This is a genomic window from Pirellulaceae bacterium (assembly GCA_029243025.1).
Lineage (GTDB): Bacteria > Planctomycetota > Planctomycetia > Pirellulales > Pirellulaceae.
Genome location: JAQWSU010000045.1, coordinates 890,774 through 910,134 on the forward strand (window position 1 = coordinate 890,774; position 19,361 = coordinate 910,134).

Genomic DNA, 19,361 nt, shown 5'->3' on the forward strand with positions numbered 1-19,361 from the left:
CAACGGACCCTCGAACTGCAATTTTTTCTCGCAACAAATCCTACCGCCAAGAAAGCGGCAATTTCGCCACATGCGACGATTCGACGATTTCGACAATCCTTGAGCTCAGCCCGGTTAGTCAGAGCACGCCAAAGTGAATACAATAGAGGCCCATTGAGGGTGAGCCCTAGGAAAAGTCTTCATCTTGGGCTGAGATTGCATCCCGGTTGGGCTGAGATTGCATCCCGGGAAACAAGCACGGATCCGATTTAATTCCAGGAGGGCAATGCGTGGCATCGAAACACCGGGTACCGAAGAGGCGATTGCGGCGCTGATTGGCTTTTGCATCATGACCACTATCACGTTGAGGGTACTGGACGGCGCTGATCGAGGCCAAGTCTACGAGGACTTGGAGCCGCCGATCACGATTGGCCGAGAGGAAGGAAATGGCGTCCAACTGAATGACGATCGCGTCAGCCGCTTTCACGTCAAAATCCAGGAGGATGAAGATCGATTGGTGCTGACGGACCTGGAAAGCACCAATGGGACTCGAGTCAATGGCGAAGATATACAACTCCGTATTCTGCGACACGGCGATCTGATCACCGTTGGCCGAAGTGTGCTGTTGTTCGGCTCACGGGATGAGATTGCACATCGATTGGCCGAGTTGCGTGGCGCGCAACAACCTGCAGCCAACACACTGGACGATGAAGACGCTCAAAAAATCAAAAACGCAAGTTCCCTTGATTTCGAATTGCACTTCGGCGACGACGAAGATTTGCAGGCAACCATGCACGTTCTGCAACCTCCGGACCTTCCGGGGCGTCTTTCTCCCGGACAAGCTGCCCAGTTGTCTGAGCTAATCGAATATTTACACATTCGTATTCGACGATTGCTCAACAGCGTAGAAGTGGACGACGAACAAGAACGAGCTTCGCTTGATATGCGGCAATGGCAAAACTTAGTCGATTTGCAGTCACGTCTTTCGGTTTATCTTCGCTCGATCGGCAATCCGAGCGACGAAATGTAACTTGATCAAACGGATGAACGCTTGCTTCGAAATGGTAAAACTTCCAGACGAAGAGAAACCCTTGCTTGAGTTTCCGCAGCTTCATTGATCAACTGCCAACCTGAAACTCTTCGCAACATTAACGGGCATAACCGTCTCGCTGACGACTGTAGGCAAGACCGAACAAGGTTGACGAAAACAAGGACGATTGATTCACGATGACTTCGAAACCGTTCACCCATCTCCACTGCCACAGTCACTTTAGCTTGCTAGACGGAGCCGGTTCGATCGACAAACTGGTGGGCCGCGTCAAAGAACGAGGCATGAATTCGCTGGCAATTACTGATCACGGTAATTTGCATGGTGCATTAGAGTTTTACCGCAAAGCCAAAGCGGCCGATATCAATCCGATCATTGGCTATGAAGCCTACATCGCGCCAGGCAGCCGCTTCCAGAAAGATGGCGGGCGGATGAAGGATGCGAGCTACCACCTGACTCTGCTCGCCAAAAATCGCACCGGCTTTCGCAATCTTGTCAAAATGGCTTCAAAAGCCTATCTCGAGGGTTTTTACTTCAAGCCAAGAATCGACAAAGAACTCCTGGAAGCCCATAACGAGGGAATCGTTTGCCTCAGTGGGTGTGTTTCCGGAGAACTTAGTCGCCTTCTGTTGAAGGGCGGAATGAGCTCTGACGAAGATTTAGCAGAGCCCATGGAGACCGCTCGTTGGTTCCATCAGGTATTTGGTGATCGTTACTTCATCGAGATCCAGAACAATGGCATTGAGATCCAGCGGATGGCGATGGAGGGATCGATCCGGATTGCTGATAAGTTAGGGCTTCCGCTGGTTTGCACAAGTGATGCTCATTACGCGGACCGGGACGATGCGGAAGCTCATGACGTAATGCTCTGCATCAACACGGGCAGATTTCGCACCGACACCAGTCGGATGCGAATGGACGGAAACGAGTACTTCCTCCGTACTCCGGAAGAGATGTACGAAGCATTTCCGAACCATGCCGATGCGGTTCAACGCAGCCAAGAAATTGCAGATACGGTCCATATCGATCTGGAACTAGGCCAACGGCATTTCCCGACTTACTCGCCATTACCGGAAGGAAAGGATGCGGAACAGTTCCTGAAAGAGATCTGCATTCAAGGTCTTAAAGACCGATATGCGGGTAACGAAAAGATGCTCCCGAACGGGGAATTGGCACAGGTCGTGGTTGATCGCCTCGACCGTGAATTAGGCGTCATTAACAAACTTGGATTTCCCAACTATTTCCTCATTGTCTGGGACTTCGTTGTCAAAGCACGTGAGATGGACGTGCCGACTACCGCACGTGGCAGCGGCGTGGGCGCTCTCGTCTGCTACGCAACCTACATGAGTCATGTATGTCCGATCGAATACGATCTGCTTTTCGAACGATTCCTCGACGAAAGTCGCCTGGAAGCTCCGGATATTGACATCGACTTTTGCAAGGAGCGGCGTGCAGACGTTATCCGCTACGTAAAAGACAAATACGGTGCCGACAATGTGGCACAGATCGGAACGTTTGGAACACTGGCCGCCCGTGCAGCGATCAAAGATGTGGGCCGCGCTCTCGGCATCCCTTTGGGACGCGTGAATGAAGTCACCAACATGGTGCCCGATGAACTGGGCATCAGCTTGGACAAGGCCATCGAAAAAAGCGAAGAGCTGGGCCAGACTTACGAAAGCGATCCCGAGATTCGCGAATTATTGGACTTAGCGAGAAAGATCGAAGGCCTGGCTCGAAACATGGGCACCCATGCCGCAGCCGTTGTGATCGCCGACAAACCGCTTGAAGAATACGTGCCGCTTTGCCGAGTGTCGGGAAAAGAAGACATCATCACTCAGTGGTCGATGAATGATGTCGAGGCGGCCGGCCTGTTGAAGATGGACTTCCTCGGACTGCGCAACCTGACCATTCTGCGGAAAGTCGTGATTCTCATCGAGCAGACAACAGGAAAACATATCGACCCGCTCAAATTTCCGTTAGACGACAAAGAAACCTTTGGCTTGCTTCAGCGGGGCGAAACAAAGGGTGTATTCCAGCTGGAAAGCGGCGGAATTCGCGACCTGTTGCAACGTATGAAACCTGACCATTTTCACGATGTAATCGCCACCAATGCCCTCTACCGACCGGGCCCCTTGGAAGGCGGTATGGTGGATGACTATGTCGCCGTGAAACATGGTCGCCAACAGCCAGAATACAAGCATCCCGTGCTCGAGGAAATCCTCTCAGAAACCCATGGCGTGATGGTCTACCAAGAACAGGTGATGCGGATTCTGAATCGACTCGGTGGCATCCCACTCGCAAAAGCGTACACCTGTATCAAAGCGATTAGTAAAAAGAAAGAGTCCTTGATTGCGGCAAACTACGAAAAATTCATCGAAGGCTCCGTTTCTAGCGGCCTTGCCAAAAAAGATGCAGAGGACATTTGGAATCTGATCCTCAAGTTTGCCGGCTATGGATTCAACAAATCCCATAGTACGGCCTACGCTTTGATCGCCTATCAAACCGCCTACCTCAAGACTCACTATCCGGTCGAATTCATGGCCGCACTGCTGTCCGGCGATATTCCAGGTCGAAATTTCAAAAAGAAAGATGCGCTCGTTGAACACATGGAAGACTCGGAGCGGATGGAAATCGAAGTCATCGCTCCGGATGTCAACCGATCCGACGTCGAATTCTCCGTCGCCGACGGCAATGTCCACTTCGCCCTTTCCGCGATTAAGGGCTGTGGAGGATCGGCCGCCGAAGCAATCGTTGGCGCCCGCAAAAAAAACGGCCCCTTCAAAGATCTGTTCGACTTTTGCGAACGTATTGACACCTCATCCTGTAACCGATCGACCATCGAGACGCTCATTAAAGCCGGCGCTTACGATTCATTCGGTCACCGACGCGCCCAATTGATAGCCGTTCTTGATAGAGCAATCCAAGCGGGTGCTTCAGCATTAGCCGATCGACGATCCGGACAGAAAAGTCTGTTTGGTGACGCCGAAGATGACGATCAAGAAACGGTTGAATTACAACTGCCCGATCTGCCCGAAATCGAAGAACGCGATAAACTGCTGATGGAAAAAGAGGTGCTCGGCTTCTACCTCTCAAGTCATCCACTCGAAGAATTCCGTGGACAATTCGAGACGTTCTGTAGCCATTCTACAGCCGACCTGGGCGAACTTCCCGATCGATCTGAAATCACCATTGGTGGCATGTTGTCATCCATCAAAATGGCACACGTTCGCAAAGTACGGCCCGGTAGTACAGCAACCAAGTATGCCAACTTTGACTTGGAAGACATCAGTGGCATGATTCGCTGCATCCTCTGGCCCAATGATTTCCAGCAATACGGTGAAATGATTCAAGCCGATGCAGTAATGGTAATCCGAGGCGTGATCGATCGCCGAGGCGGCGGCGACGAAGCCAATTTGATCGTCAATGAACTGATCCCCATCGAACAACTCGATGCCCGATATACGAGTGGCATTCAAGTTCGAGTTAACGAATTGACACATGGAGAAAAAGGGTTAACCCAGATTCGCGAAATCATGCGAGGCTATCCGGGAACTTGCGAAGTACAACTGTTACTCTGCCTGGAAAATGGCAGTCGAATCCAACTCAAATCCGGTAATTTACAAGTGGAATTGAGTTCGGAGATGAGGAATCGAATCGACGACCTGCTCGGCCCCGGCAACTTTCGCCTCCTCTCCCGTAAAGGACGCGCATCGGCTGGAGCCCAACGCTAATCGGGCCCCATCAAAGGGGCGATCGTGTTTCCGCCCCGAAAATCGGAATTTGAGGCTCGAACGGCCCCCAGAGCGCCGCAACAACGACCTAACCCCCCTGGTTTACTTGCTTTTCCGGCCATGCCCAATTAAGATTTGAAGGCGAAGGTACTTACGGAAAATGAGTACTCAGTCCAAACATGGCGTCACGGTCATCGACCGTCCGCCGTTTTAATTCTGAACAGATGGCTTACAGAGTAAGAGGTCGCTCCATGGTTCGGTTTCGGAATCCCGCACTTTTTCGCTTCGCGGTGATGCTTTTCCTTGCACTGTTGCTAGCGAGTCCCGCTCCGGGGCAACTCGGGCCTGACGGTCTTCCCCCCGCAGACGACGGTGGCAACGACGATGGCGATGGGGGCAACGCGGACGGCGACGGCGACGAGCAAGATGGAGACAATGTCAATATTATTGGGGGGCGTATCCCCGGTGCAGGTGTCATCATCGATCCCCAGGGCGTGCTAAGCGTCAAACGCATCGATCCAACCGGTCGCCTCGATCGACGAAGACGCCAACAAGCGGCAGCCGCACTGGACCCCGATCTGGCTCGCCCAAGTGACCTGCGAAAAGTTTCACTGAATCGACTCGAGCAGTCGATCTCCGAACTGCTGGCCGCCGGCCAGCAGCCAACCGACGACATGTTGTATCTGGCTGGTCTAACGGAAATCCAATATGTGTTCTACTATCCCGAGACGCGAGACATTGTGATCGCAGGGCCAGCAGAAGGCTTCATGCTGGACGACATGGCCCGTCCTCGTGGAATCATTTCCGGTCGTGCATCCTTGCAACTGGAAGACTTAATCGTCGCTCTTCGAACTTATGGCCCCAACAGCAAACCGGTTCGCTCCGTAGGGGTTTCGATCGACCCGACCAAGGAGGGCCTGACGAAGATGCAGGAGTTCCTCGCGCAGTTCGGTCGTCGAGCCGTCCCCGCAGATACTCGCCGAATCGTCGATGGCCTGAAATCAAGCCTGGGTAACCAAGTGGTGTCGGTCAGAGGCGTACCAGCAACCACTCACTTTGCCAATGTGTTGGTCGAAGCCGATTATCGCATGAAGCTGATCGGCATCGGTCTAGAGCAACCGCCGGTGAAAATTTCAAGTTACGTGCGTCGTGCCAGCCCAAGTAAAATCTCCCGCAACGCGCTTCAACGCTGGTTCTTCATCCCGGATTACGAGTCAGTTCGCGTTAGTGATGACGGTCTCGCGATCGCCTTGGAAGGGGATCGCGTCAAACTCGTGGGTGCTGACGAACTCGTACGAACAGACGGCACGCGCGTCAAGTCACGCAGCGGTGATCGAGCGAGCCAAATGTTCGTTCAATCATTCACAGCTCGTTATCCCGAATTGGCTCGGAAGGCTCCCGTCTACGCTCAGATGAGAAACTTGATCGACATGCTGATCGCAGCCGCCTACATTCAAGAGCAGGACTTCTATGGACAAGCTGATTGGTCGATGGAGGTCTTTGGTGACGAAAGCCAGATGCCCGTTGAAATCTACACAGCGGCCAAAGAAGTCGATACGGCGATCAACGCTATTTGGAAAGGAAACACGTTGATGACTCCGATCGGTGGTGGCGTGCACATCAACGCACGCAAGGCGATTTCGTCGCAACAGATCCAAGCGGATACCGAAGGCGCAGTGTCTGATCAACGAGAAAAAGTTGCCCTCGATCAACTCAAAGACGGGCAATGGTGGTGGGACTAACCCACTGGCCTGATAATAGAAAAGAAAACGCCGACGCCTCATCGCCCCGGCGTTTTTTTATGCGCCGGATGGTGCGTCGTCATCAAAGGGCGAAAGCCGCTTGTAATCGCCATCGAGCCAGCGTTGTACATCGGATCGATAGAAACGCGAAAAGGGGCTTTCACTGGGACCGCCGGGAAGATTCGTCCAGGCCTCGTTCTCACCCATATCGGTTACAAAATGGTACGACGGAGCAAATGTCTGCTCGTTCGTTGCGGTCTGCAAGACGTGCCCCTGAAAAAGAGTCGCGTGGCATCCGGGCATCGGTAACCGTTTGGACTCAAACATCCGCCCCACGCGTCCGGAGCCAAAGAAGCGGTTGACGAATTGAAAGTTATTCCGCTCTCGCCAGGGAATATCGAACGATTTGTCAAGTTGCTGTACAGCTTGTCGAATGACAACACCCGGCTCACAACGACGCCACCAAGCCGAATGCTTACTTTTCAACTGCCGATCGATCGCGGATAGCACCATGGTCGAGTATCCGGCCCGCGTGCAGATATAAAGCGCGCGTCGCCAGCCCATACTTTCTTCCTGACCATAAACGTTCATGATGATATTCACGTACAAACGCTGAAAAAGCGAGGCCTCATGGCTTTCCGCCTCATAGCTGCAGTCCCAACTCTCTAATCGTTGCTTGATTTCGCCATCCGGCATATGGGGCAGAAAGATAGCCAACAAGTCGCGCGCCTGAAGGCTAACCAGGTCGTACTGCAAGCTGCGCATGTCATGCAGTGTCGCCTTAGGTAAATCCATCAACCGTTCATCGATCCGCCGCTTGCGATAATCGGGCAAGAACTGGGTCACCAGCAACGGCCCATTCAACGGGTTTTGCTCCTCATTCGCCGTAGCCACGAATCCTTCAGGAGGATCGTAGACGCGAGGCAACAGGGCGCTCGACAAAAAGCCGTTCCAATGATTCTCTTCATCCCAAGCAGGCAAAGGGAGCAGCCCCTGATCCGGCTTGTGACGTTTGGGAAATCGCCCACACCCCTGCATTCCGATGTGGCCATCCGCGTCGGCAAACACAAAACACAAAGTAGGCTGCGGGCAGGCCCGGGCAATCTCCATCGCATGGGCTGTATTTTCGGAAGCGACAATTTTCAACCAGGCGGCAATCGCATCCCCACCTCCACCAAAGTTACCTGTCCAATTGAATGACAGGTAGTAACCCGGTCCGTGCTCATTGGGATCGCTTTCAATCGTGCCTTGATCATTGCTCAAGAATTCAACATCGACTGCTGCCGCGCCTTTTCGCGCAATCGATTCTCGACGAACCTTGAAATCATGCCACTCATCCGCTCGACGATACTGCCAACTTTCATCCGTTTTCCGGCAATCCTCGATAAAGTAGTCGATCGTGTCACCCTTCATATAGGTCACACCCCAACTCAGCTTCTCGGTACGCGCCACCGCAAATAACGGACAGCCGGGTAGCGTCGCACCCATCACATAACTGCTACCCCACTTCAAGACGGCCTCATACCAAATTGCGGGCAAACGATTAATTTCCAAGTGCGGATCAGAAGCCAATAAGGCGTGACCGCTGGCACTCCGATCGGGACTCACCGCCCAAGCATTACTGCCTGCTAACCGCGGCAAATCAGTGAGTAAATCAAGTGCGTTATCAGACAATTGATTCGACATATGAACCTGTCTGAGCAGATCCAAATCGACTCCGTCCAACCGTGGCGAAAACAATTCTTTGAGCGATTCCTCGTTCGCACCCGCATGGATCAACTCAATCAGCAAGCGTTCATTCTGCATTTGGCTGATCGCCAACCCACCAAAACTCAACAACTTACCAACCAGCAGCACAGCTTCGGCATCCCAAGGTTGAGGCTGGAACCCGGTCGCCCACATTGGCAAAGATCGGCCCGTTGCCTGGATACCGTCAGTGACTCCTTGGCAATAATTCTCAATTTGCTCACGGATATGGTCATCCAGATCAACGACTTCTTGTCTCAATTGCAGATCAAGACCAATGCAACGAAAGAGCCGATCCGTCTCAACAAGTTCGGGCTTGTCGGCAATCCGCTCCGCGGCAGTCCCACGCGCGACGACGCGGGAGAATAGAATTTGGGTCCCTCGGTCGATCGCATGGAGATATCCCAACCCATACAACACATCGAGCCATCCATCGCCACAAATGTGCGGCACACCATTCGCGTCTCGTTCAACAACAATCTGGCGTCTAGCGTCTTTTAATTTGACGATCGATCGAGTTCGATTCGGTTTCGCCCGCCCCATCCCAGAGTCCTAGCCAAGTCGTAATTATCGTCAACTCGTCCGAATCACTGTCTTGAATCGACGTCATCGATTCGCCAACGTCGTAAGTGCTATTCATCGGCGCGCGAGTTGGGGTTCGATTGAACAAAAGAATGCTAATTCACTTCTTAGCGAACGTCCCGAGCAATGGGGCGCACAGAAACAGTCCGCGATTCACACGGATGTTTTATGTCAATCGGCCAGGCGATTTCACCGTTGCATGGCCGTTCAAGCGAAACGACCGCTGCAACAATCGGGTGGACTACTTCTTGCGATGCCGAATCTTAGCTCGCATGCGTCGCTTTTTTCGTCCAATTTTTCGCCGACCTTTTCCAGTTCTCTTTGTACCCACCGGGCATCCCCAACAATTACTGTTGTCCAATTTACCAAAAGCCGAATCGGCCAGTATAGCAAAGTGAGTCGAACTCGCAAATCATGATTTCGAGTAATCTGGGAACTCCTCAGGCCCCTGATTCGCCGTCCGCTAGAACGTTCTCCACGATTAACAGCAGCGAGTTCGGGTCGTAGGGCTTACGCAGAAAATAGCGGCAACCGGCCGTCCGAGCCCGCCGCACAATATCCGGGCTTTCCATCCCACTCAAGATCACCACCGGCGTAGCGAACGTTTTGGGATCATCTCCTAGCTTTGCACAGAATTCCAGTCCATTTCCATCTGGCAGGCGAATATCGAGAATAATGAGCTCGGGTAAGCGATCCTGGATTTTTTGCGTTGCGACCGCCAGATCGTGGGCCACAGCAGCTTGGAACCCCAGACGAGTCAAGGCTGTCGCAAGGACAAAAGCCTGATCGCGATCATCGTCAACGATCAAAATACGACCGCATTGGCGTTCCGATTCAGCCAGCGGTGGCTGAAGTAAGGCATCGTTACAAACCATCTCTCCCCCCTGACCGGCTTCGCAATACGACCGTTGTGGACATGTTGCAGACGCCGTTACGAAAATCCCGAGGAAGAGTAGGACACTTAGTCCTTGCCGTCAAACATTTGGGTCAGCCATCACCAATCGACCCCAGATAACCGGGCCAGTGCCAACTGAAGCGCCTGAGTTCCATCAGAACCGTGCCCTTGAGCCTTGAGGGCGACATACAACTGATGGGCAAGCGACAAGCCGGGTAGTGCCAGGTTCATCCGCTTTGCTTCATCCAGCGCGATCCCCATGTCCTTGATAAAATGCTCGACAAAAAAACCTGGATCGAAGTTGTGATCGATGATCCGCGGACCAAGATTCGACAAGGACCAACTGCCCGCTGCACCCGAAGCGACCGACGCTAAAACCGTCGTCAAATCCAAGCCAGCCTGATGGGCGTAAAGCAACGCTTCGCAAAGACCAACCATATTGGAAGCAATCAGTGTCTGATTGACCATTTTTGTATGCTGACCAGCACCCGGCCCACCTTGGTGAACAAGCGTTTGTCCCATCGCGGTAAAACATGGAGTCAGCGCTTCGACGGCCTCATCAACACCACCAATCATTATCGACAGACGTGCCTCCCGTGCCCCAACGTCCCCACCCGACACAGGCGCATCCACACTGAACACTCCCTGTTGCTGAGCTCGCTCGGCAATTTCAATTGCAAGACTCGGTTCACTGGTTGTCATATCCACGAGAATATTGCCCGCATCGCAACCCGCCAAGGCGCCCCGCTCACCCAAAATCGTCTCTCTAACATCAGACGGAAAACCAACAATCGTGAAGATCACGTCGCTTTGTTTTGCGATCTCCAAGGCTGAATCGGCCCAAGTCGCGCCTTTGTCCAGCAGTGGCTGTGCCTTGTCACGTGTGCGATTAAAGACGGTTGTTTCAAAACCGTGGTCGATCAGATGGCCGCACATACTGACGCCCATCACCCCTGTTCCGATCCAACCGATCTTCGTTTGCCCTGCTTCAATCGATTTCATCTGCAACGGCCTTTCTGCCCAAAAGAGCCCAAGAATCGAGGTCGTAAGAAGGCCGCATTTTAGACAAAGGCTGAGTCATCAACCATCCGGGGCGGAACTCTTCAATCGACGTTACAATTCCGGACGTCGTAGGATCTCATTGAGCAAGATGGCTGCCTTTACATCCTCAGGGGAATGCAGCATCTCTACGACTCGCGATGCGAGCATGCCAACCTCTTCCCTTCCTTGCTGCGACGATTGAGTCATCTCCGGAAGTCGCGAGGTTGATTGGAGCTTTCCCAGTCTGTGATCAAACTTCTTTTGAATGCGATCCTCGAGTTGCTCATCGATCTGGCTGATGTCGGAGCGAAGCGGTCTGGCTGAATCCGTCAAGGACTGACTCGGACCGCCCATGTGACGGCTAACATGCTCAGCGATCGACTCTCGCTGAGACGCGGTCCGTTCCGCCGTAATGACCGGTTCGGCAACAAGTTCGGCCGAAACAATCGGTTCGGAGCCAGCCGACTGCGAACGGGGACGCGTTCGCGTTATTTCGACTTCCTGCTCGAGTTGCGGCGGTTGCTGATCTACCTTCTCAGCCCCGACGGCGCGCCGCAACATAGCTTCGATCTCATTTTCGAGTCTCGGCCGATCACCGTCCTCAATTGGCTGTCGATTCCGACGCTTCACCTTGTTCCGCTCGGCTTTGCCTTTGAAGAATTGCCCCGCCAATGAGCTAATTACGATGATCGCAAACACAACGATCTGTAGAATATTATCGAGATCAACAGCCAATAGAATCGGATCGAGCATCGCTTGAATCACCTCTGGCGAAGCAGTTTAGTTCGTATTGCCGCTTGGACGTTGCATGCTTCCCGCGCCCGCGATGGAGCTTCTCATTTCGGTATCGGCCTGTACATTCCTCAGCTTGTAGTAGTCCAAGATCCCGAGGCGGCCGCTTCGAAATGACTCTGCCATCGCGACAGGCACTTCGGCTTCGGCTTCGACTAGTTTGGCGCGACTCTCTTCAATGCCAGCAATTTGCTCTTGCTCGGCTGCTGCCGCCATCGCACGACGTCCTTCCGCTCGAGCACGTGCCACGCGTGTGTCGGCCTCGGCCTGATCCGCTTGGAGACGGGCGCCGATGTTGTCACCCACATCGATATCGGCAATGTCGATCGAGACAATTTCAAAAGCCGTTTGAGCATCTAACCGTCGCCCCAGTACGGCCTTCGAAATCATATCGGGGTTTTCCAACACGTTGTCGTGTCCCCCGGCCGAGCCAATCGCACTGACTATTCCCTCACCAACGCGGGCGATAATCGTCTCTTCGGTCGCTCCACCGATTAGTCGCTGCAGGTTCGCTCGAACCGTTACACGGGCTCGGACTTTCAACTGAATACCATCTTTTGCGACCGCGTCCAACGTCGGCCGAGCCGAACCTTTGGCGGGGCAGTCGATCACTTTTGGATAGACACTGGTCTGAACAGCCTCCAGCACGTTTCGCCCGGCAAGGTCGATCGCCGTCGCCTCTAAAAACGTCAATTTAATCGTCTTTGCTTTATTGGCAGCAATCAGCGCCCGAATCACGAGCGGCACATTTCCACCTGCCAGATAGTGGGCTTCCAAAGCTTTGCTCGTGATTCCTGTCGACTCGTCCAGACCCGCTTGAACGGACATGACCTTGCTACGCACAATCACAGACGGAACGACCCGGCGGAAGCGCATCCCCAACAGATCTAAAATCCCAATGCTTGCCCCGGTCGTAACGGATTGGACCCACAACCAAAAATAGGAGATGAAGATGTAGAGCAATATCAGACCGAATACAAATACCCCGATTGCAACCACAATGACGGCGATATTTGTAGAGGTCAGTTGAGCGACCAACATTTCCACTTCCTTTCAAGTTCAAAACCATTTAAAGGCGACAAACCGTATTGCCTCCTCGACTTGGTATCCCAGACGGGGTCGGTTGTCAAGGTAAAGGATCCTCGAATGGATCGGGGAGAATGACATCCAGTTGTTGCTCGGAAGCTGTTTTCGCGGAGGTTGTGGCCGGGCGGACAACGAGATGGTTACCTTTGGCAGCAACCACATCCACTTCCGTTCCGACATCGATCACCATCCCCTCGCTGACGGCATCGATCGTCTGTCCCGACAATCGGATCGCTCCGCTCGGTAACATCGGAGTCACCGCCTTGCCACGCTGGCCGATCAATTCTCGCAGAGCTTGAACCTCAGCTGGCACCAATTCGTCAGCTGGCTTTGGCTTGATTAAGACCCGCTTACCAATCGATGTTTTCGGCCACCATCGCACAATCAAGACCAACACGATTGGTAACAGACTGACGGTCGTGCAAGTGAAGACTCCGCCCCAAAAGGATCCAGCGGTGACGAAAGAAGTGATAATCGCCCCCAAAAAAAGCAAGCCGGAGATGATCGAGAGCAGTCCACCTGACGGGACAAACAGTTCCAGACAGAGCAGACCCAGTGCGACGACCAGCAGGATCAGTGGCCAAAACAAATCTGTTATTTCCACAACTCCTCCCATGCTCTTATCTCAATCGCACCATTTAAAATCGCTCAGTTCGAACCGTTTAGCTCGACTGGCTCGACGACAATGCGGCTGCCACTGACCTCAATCACACGAATGGGCTCGCCTTTCTGAATCACCTGGCCGTCGCTAATCACATCCATCACTTCTGATCCGAAGACGGCCTTTCCCGAGGGAGTCAATTGAGTTCGTGTCAATCCAACCTCATCCATCAGATGATTGTAGTCGACAAGTGACTCACGACGAGCGAGTTCTACGCGAGCCTCCTGGTCAGGTGGCAAGAGCATCATTCTGCTCAAGATCGGTGCACGATGCAGATATTTGCTCAGCACAAATCCAGAGACAATCAGTCCAAAAACTGCCATGGCGACCATCATTAGGGAACTCGAAAACCGATTGTACTGGTAGCTGTTGCTAGGCAGAACAAAAGTTTGAGAAGCCAAAACGAGCGAGGAGATGACCAAAAAACCACCGCCGAGACCAAAGACGCCGAAGCCTGGGATCACAAAAATTTCGATGATCACGAAGCTGATACCTGCCAAGAATAACATCACCTCGAGAATCTCGGCCGTACCATTCAAGTAGTTTGCCCAGAAATAGAGCATGAAACAGAGAATCGAAAGAAAGCCGCCTAAACCAAGGCCGGGTGAGGAAATCTCTGCCATCAAAGCAAAGGCCCCGATGAACAAAAGAATGCCTCCGAGTTCGGGAGACGCCAAGGCATCAACCACATCGAACGCCCAGTTCGGCTCCACAATTTCAGGTGACTCTTCGAGCTGATAAAGCTGGGCAAACTCATTGAAGTCGTTGACGACGAATCGAGCCAATCCGAACTGTTCAGCTCGCTTACCGTCCAATTCCAAAACCTTTCCCGCCGTCGTGATGGGCTCACCGCGAATCCAGTCTCCCACTTCTGACTCTTCGGCCGGAGCGACTTCAGCTTGCTCAAGCGGTGATCCCGCCCCCTCCGCTCCATACTTTTCTCGGAACTCTTCCGGCGACAAATAAATCGTTTGATTCGAACCCGCTCGCCTGTAACGAAAGACTTCCAACTCAGGATCGATCATTGCCAAAACAAGCGACCAAGTGTGTGACTCTCGCTCTGCAATGCGTTGAATGGGTTCCTTCAGATCGGCAATTTCCTGACCCCGTATTGCCACCGCCCCGTCGCCACCGAGAATGGCCTCCGCCTCCACCACAATTTGATCACATGCCAACGCGATAATCATCGCATCCGACCGAGCTTCCCGCGGGATGTAAGCCACAGTCCGCAGTTGAGACGCCTCAAGGTCCGCAAGAAATCCAGCGAGCCTCACGCTTTCGTTGGGTGATCCGCCCGGACTGTTGATGCGCACGCAAACAAAGTTGACTTGCCGCGTATCCAGTTCGCGCTGAATAATTTTCACAATGCGATCCACGGTCATGCTGTTGACTGGCCCGTTGACCTCGACCTGGATCGCTTCCCAACCTTTTCCCATGGAAGGGTCAAAGGCGAATTGATCCGCTGGGATTCGCAAGGCAGCCGCGAGCTCCGGAACATCGTCCGCAAGATAACTCACAATTCCCAGTTCGCGAAGTTTGTCACCGCGGAATCGCCCCATCTGGCCGGCCGGAATGAAGGTATTGATTTCTTGGATGTCGTTGCGCTCACGCTTCAGCCGCTGAAGCTCCTCCGGCCACGCATACAACTCACCGTTGCTTGTCGTCACGCGTGAGATCGTCAAGTCGGGGTCAAGCATGCCCAGCGCGATTGCCTCGGGAACCGTCCGCCGACTACGAGCAATTTCAGCGTAGCCACCCCGCATCGTAGGCCCGATCGTCACCTCGCCGGCACCCGCCTCTCCAAGCACCGCATCCTCGCTCATGATGATTTCTTCACAAGCAAGTGCAGCCAACACCGCATGGCCGGTCGCCGACTTGGGAATGAAGGCGATCGTTCGCACACGCTCTAGCTCAGGACCCGTTAAGAATCGAGCCAAAGAGAGAGCTCGCTCGAACTCGGTACCACTTCCATCACTGTTTTCTGGCACCCAGAAGTCAAAGACAATCACCGGCCGCTCACCGCCCGCCGGCTGCTCCGCGAGTACCCGCTGAACCATCTGCTTGATGACCCGGTCCGACGAGTCTTTCAACGGCAATGGCACCCGGATCCGTCGAGCCGTCACCGGTTGCTCCTGTGCCACGATGGGGGTAGCCGGTATCAGCTGTAAACCAAGGCCGATCGCAAGTGCCGCGAATGGAACCGCGTTGAAGGTGAAACCGATCAATGGCTTTCTCAAATCGTGTCGTGTCATTCCAATTCGCTTGGGTGGACGCGGTCGGGATTGGCACCCAGGGCCCTCGGGCCCGACCTGCGACTGGGAGGTGCGGGCAGACAACCGTCCACTCGCTCGGCCGTCGAATTATAGGTCGAGTAGTCGGTGCGGAAAAGCAGCGTGGCTAGGACAAACCGATTCCAGGCCATTGATAACAGCTGTTAGAGCAGGGGCAATGTCAAGCATTTCCCCTTAACTTCATGCCGTGACGCTCGGCTTGAGCGACTGCGCTACTCACAAAACGACTCTCATTGGCTGACAGTCGGTGGTCAGAGACTCGGCCTAACGAGGCGTCGAATTGAGTTTCGTTCCCAAACGAGGTTCCGTGGCCGACGGGGCGTTGGTTGGCGGCTGATTAGCGATTTGCGGATCGTTCCATTTTTCGATCACTTTCGTCCAACCTCGAGGAGTTTTCGGACTCACAAAGGAACGAAAGAACCCGGCCACTCGATGCGTCGCATTATTAGGATGGTGATCGCTGAAACGATACATCAAATATCCTTGTTTGTTAAAGACTTTGATGTTTTCAGGCAGGAGTTGACTCCCATTCGATTTTGGCTTGGCCAAGATCACCTGAATTTTGGCAAAATTCGCGGCGTCATCCGCTCGCTTGGGGACCGCTTCCAACCAAAACTTGTCTTTGACTTCAGCGGGTGGACGCAACTCCCGAATCCAGTACCGCTGCTTCATCGTTGAAGCTTTTGCGCCAAACAGAAATGGTAACGGCCCTTCGGCGATCGCCTTGCCCCGCATCTCTGGCGGTAACTGCGTTTCGGTTAACACTTTGGTCCTGGAATCAAATTGAAAGATTGCCTTACCATCGCAAACCCAATACTCACCGAACTGAGTTTCTTGTTTCTTAAATCGATTCTTCTTGTCGGTGGCCTCGGGATCGAAACTGTAAACTTCGTCAACTCGCATCAGTCCCTTGTCCGGTTTTGCGAAGCGAATGGTTCCCCGATCGATTGAGCGAGGGGCATCCTTGGGGCCGAATACAAAATCCCAATTCTCTCGGGTGAATTTACACTGAAAGGTTTTGATACCGTCGGTCTTTTTTTCCCAATAGTTCAGAATCATATCCAACCGTTGCTGGTCGGCCGGCGTCAATTGGAATTCGGCCGGAGGACCACTGGCTCGACGATTCGGAACCTGTGTACTACTCGTCCTCGATGATGGCGCAGCAGCCGACTGCGAATCCACAGCGGCTGATCTCAGTTGGGGCGATCGGTTGTATTGACCAGAACTTTGAGGAGAACGGGAGGCCGCCGGCGAAGCGGTCTGACGTTGATTTGTCGTGCCAACTCCGGCTTGCCTAGCTCCGGCTTGCCTAGCTCTGGCTTGCCTAGCTCCCGGTGCATTCGATTGAGCCAGTCCATTTGTTCCGCTAAAGAGCGTCAACACGCTGACGAAAAGCGGTAGGTATCGATACCCCATCGGTCATCTCATCCTTGAATCCAATGGAAAAATGATGCCGCGTTCCGTTTTCGCGACACAGATTTACGCCCCAAATCAAATCAGAGCCGAGCTCAAGACGATCGCTTGTGTACGGCCAACCCTGAAGCGGGCGGCGGAGTCTAGCAAGATTGTTGGAAACACCCTAGGCCGGATTCCGCATAGCCGTCAGAACAGCTGCAATGAGTCGAGTCCAATCCCCCATCCGATCAACCGACGAATCCTTCCGTCACCCCTGAGAAGAGGAAATCTTGCGAGGATTCGCGAAAGCCCACCGGTTTTTGATAGCAGTGCTATAACCGGACTCTTCACAGCGGCCTCTTCACAGCGGCCTCTTCACAGCGGCCTCTTCACAGCGGCCTCTTCACAGCGGTGGCAGAATGCGGCCGGTGCCAGCATCCCGATAAAAAACAGTCCAAAAAGCTTCCATCCATCGATCGATCTCAAGCCAACTTTTGACTTCATCGGGATGTGACGTAAATAAAAAGGGGCCGAGCGATCAACTCTGACTACGACACCCTCTGATTTTACCGACGCTCGGCCCTTTTTTTTCCTTCGATCCCAACCCGATTTTCATTCGGGACCCGACTGCCTTCTCGGCAGCACGGATCAGTAAAAGGCCGCACAAACGGCATCTATAACGGTCCTTACTTTTTTCCGCTGTGTTGGATTGCACCAGTTAATTTTCTATCTTTTGGGAGCCTGCTTCGTCTAGGATGACGCAGTATGAACGACTCCCAAGGGTCAAGATCTCAGCAAGTTGTGCGCAGAATTGGCTTCGTCAGTCCATTCGCCTGGATCATAGTCTTAGGCAGTCTTTCGTCGCTCAGCACTGAGTGCGACGCACGTCCGCCGAATTTTGTGCTCATCCTCGCTGACGATTTGGGCTATGGAGATCTCGGCTGTTACGGAAATCCTGTCCGGACCCCACAGCTGGATCGATTGGCACAACAGGGAATCCGTTTCACCGATTTCCACAGCAACGGCACGATGTGCACCCCGACTCGAGCCGCCCTGCTGACAGGTCGTTACCAACAACGGTTCGGCAACGAGTTTGAAGGTCCCCTCTCTGGTGCAACCCAACGCAGTTTGGGACTACCTTTGAGGGCAGTCACGATTGCCGAAGCCCTTAAGCCCTTGGGCTATGCGACAGCGATGTACGGAAAATGGCATCTTGGCTACCAAGCACCCTTTCTGCCAACTCGACAAGGCTTTGACCACTTCGTTGGTTTAACGGCCGGCGATGGTGATCATCACACACACATTGACCGCTGGGGACACGAAGATTGGTGGCAAAACGAACAACTGCAGGCTGAATCCGGCTACACGGCTGAACTGATCACGAAACACAGTTGTACGTTTATCGAACAGCATCGAGAGCGACCCTTTCTTCTTTATGTCGCTCATCTTGGCATCCATTTCCCTTGGCAGGGACCCAAAGATCCACCTCACCGAGTGAAGGGCGTCAACTACGCCAACGACAAGTGGGGACGCTTAAAAGACAACAGCAACGTTCGTCCACATGTTCAATCGATGATTCAATCCCTTGATCAAAGTGTTGGCACCATCATCGAAAAGCTGCGCGCCTTGGAGCTTCACGAAAATACGCTCGTCCTTTTCTTGTCCGACAACGGTGGTTACCTGTCCTACGGTAAGACGCACAACAACATCTCCAGCAATGGCAAACTGCGTGGACAAAAAGGGCAACTTTATGAGGGTGGACACCGTGTTCCCGCGATCGCTTACTGGCCCGGTCGAATTCAACCCGCTGTTCGCGACGATACGTTGATCACGTGTGACATCTTGCCAACCTTCATTGATTTGGCGACAGAACAACCGGGGGCACCGTTTGAGTCGGACGGAATCAGTTTTGCTCCCGTGTTGCAGGGAGCGAAAATCCAGCTCGACAGAAATTTGTTCTGGCGCGACAACGGCAGCTATGCTGTTCGGCGGCGTGAATGGAAACTCGTCACTTACCAGGGCCAGCCACCCCAGTTATTCAACCTGTTGCAGAATCCAAATGAACGGTTCAATCTGTCTAAACAGCACCCCCAGCAGGTTCGCGAGCTGACAGACGCCTACCTGATTTGGACAGCTACTGTCACATCCGAGCGGCAATGAGGGAGCAAATCGCCAGGCCAATCGGGCCGCCTTTGCCGCAAAAAATCGCAATTTTTGTTCTGATTGCTACGACTGACGATCGTGCTGCTGTCAGTTTGGAATCGGAGGCAATTTCGTTTTGGCCGAAAATCCCGGTCGCTGATACAATGAAGTCATCTACACCGCTGGCTTAACGTATTGGTTTCTTAACACGCCCAAAACCCGTCTGGAAT

Annotated in this window: 12 protein-coding genes; 4 read left to right on the plus strand and 8 right to left on the minus strand. The window is 53.3% G+C overall.

Going from position 1 to position 19,361, the window contains the following annotated elements:
- The first annotated feature begins 265 nt into the window (after window positions 1-265).
- The 3 genes from P8N76_22240 (at window position 266) to P8N76_22250 (ending at window position 6,500) form a co-directional block, all read left to right on the plus strand.
- On the plus strand, window positions 266-1,009 hold the full coding sequence (locus tag P8N76_22240; GenBank protein MDG2384404.1) for an FHA domain-containing protein: 744 nt from the start codon (window positions 266-268) through the stop codon (window positions 1,007-1,009).
- A gap of 197 nt (window positions 1,010-1,206) precedes the next feature.
- A complete protein-coding gene (gene dnaE / locus P8N76_22245) occupies window positions 1,207-4,758 on the plus strand; it encodes a DNA polymerase III subunit alpha (GenBank protein ID MDG2384405.1) in 3,552 nt (1,183 codons plus the stop codon).
- A gap of 251 nt (window positions 4,759-5,009) precedes the next feature.
- A complete protein-coding gene (locus P8N76_22250; protein ID MDG2384406.1) occupies window positions 5,010-6,500 on the plus strand; it encodes a DUF1598 domain-containing protein in 1,491 nt (496 codons plus the stop codon).
- 57 nt (window positions 6,501-6,557) lie between these two features.
- Here P8N76_22250 and P8N76_22255 read toward each other — a convergent pair whose 3' ends face one another.
- From P8N76_22255 to P8N76_22290, 8 genes are all read right to left on the minus strand, one after another.
- Window positions 6,558-8,789 carry a penicillin acylase family protein gene (locus tag P8N76_22255; protein ID MDG2384407.1) on the minus strand — a complete coding sequence of 744 codons (2,232 nt, stop codon included), beginning with the start codon at window positions 8,787-8,789 and terminating at the stop codon, window positions 6,558-6,560.
- Between the two features lie 479 nt (window positions 8,790-9,268).
- The gene (locus P8N76_22260) at window positions 9,269-9,703 is read right to left on the minus strand and encodes a response regulator (GenBank protein MDG2384408.1); all 435 of its coding nucleotides are present in this window, start codon (window positions 9,701-9,703) and stop codon (window positions 9,269-9,271) included.
- A gap of 119 nt (window positions 9,704-9,822) precedes the next feature.
- A complete protein-coding gene (locus tag P8N76_22265; GenBank protein MDG2384409.1) occupies window positions 9,823-10,725 on the minus strand; it encodes an NAD(P)-dependent oxidoreductase in 903 nt (300 codons plus the stop codon).
- Window positions 10,726-10,836: 111 nt separating this feature from the next.
- Window positions 10,837-11,517, minus strand: coding sequence for a hypothetical protein (locus P8N76_22270; protein ID MDG2384410.1), 681 nt, complete (start codon window positions 11,515-11,517; stop codon window positions 10,837-10,839).
- Window positions 11,518-11,544: 27 nt separating this feature from the next.
- The gene (floA, locus tag P8N76_22275; protein MDG2384411.1) at window positions 11,545-12,597 is read right to left on the minus strand and encodes a flotillin-like protein FloA; all 1,053 of its coding nucleotides are present in this window, start codon (window positions 12,595-12,597) and stop codon (window positions 11,545-11,547) included.
- Between the two features lie 85 nt (window positions 12,598-12,682).
- Complete coding sequence (locus P8N76_22280) at window positions 12,683-13,258, minus strand: NfeD family protein (GenBank protein MDG2384412.1); 576 nt, start codon at window positions 13,256-13,258, stop codon at window positions 12,683-12,685.
- A 32-nt stretch (window positions 13,259-13,290) separates the two neighbouring features.
- On the minus strand, window positions 13,291-15,555 hold the full coding sequence (locus tag P8N76_22285; protein MDG2384413.1) for an NfeD family protein: 2,265 nt from the start codon (window positions 15,553-15,555) through the stop codon (window positions 13,291-13,293).
- A gap of 303 nt (window positions 15,556-15,858) precedes the next feature.
- On the minus strand, window positions 15,859-17,010 hold the full coding sequence (locus tag P8N76_22290; protein MDG2384414.1) for a TIGR03009 domain-containing protein: 1,152 nt from the start codon (window positions 17,008-17,010) through the stop codon (window positions 15,859-15,861).
- A gap of 744 nt (window positions 17,011-17,754) precedes the next feature.
- Here P8N76_22290 and P8N76_22295 point away from each other — a divergent pair.
- Window positions 17,755-19,149 carry a sulfatase-like hydrolase/transferase gene (locus P8N76_22295; protein ID MDG2384415.1) on the plus strand — a complete coding sequence of 465 codons (1,395 nt, stop codon included), beginning with the start codon at window positions 17,755-17,757 and terminating at the stop codon, window positions 19,147-19,149.
- Window positions 19,150-19,361: the final 212 nt, after the last annotated feature.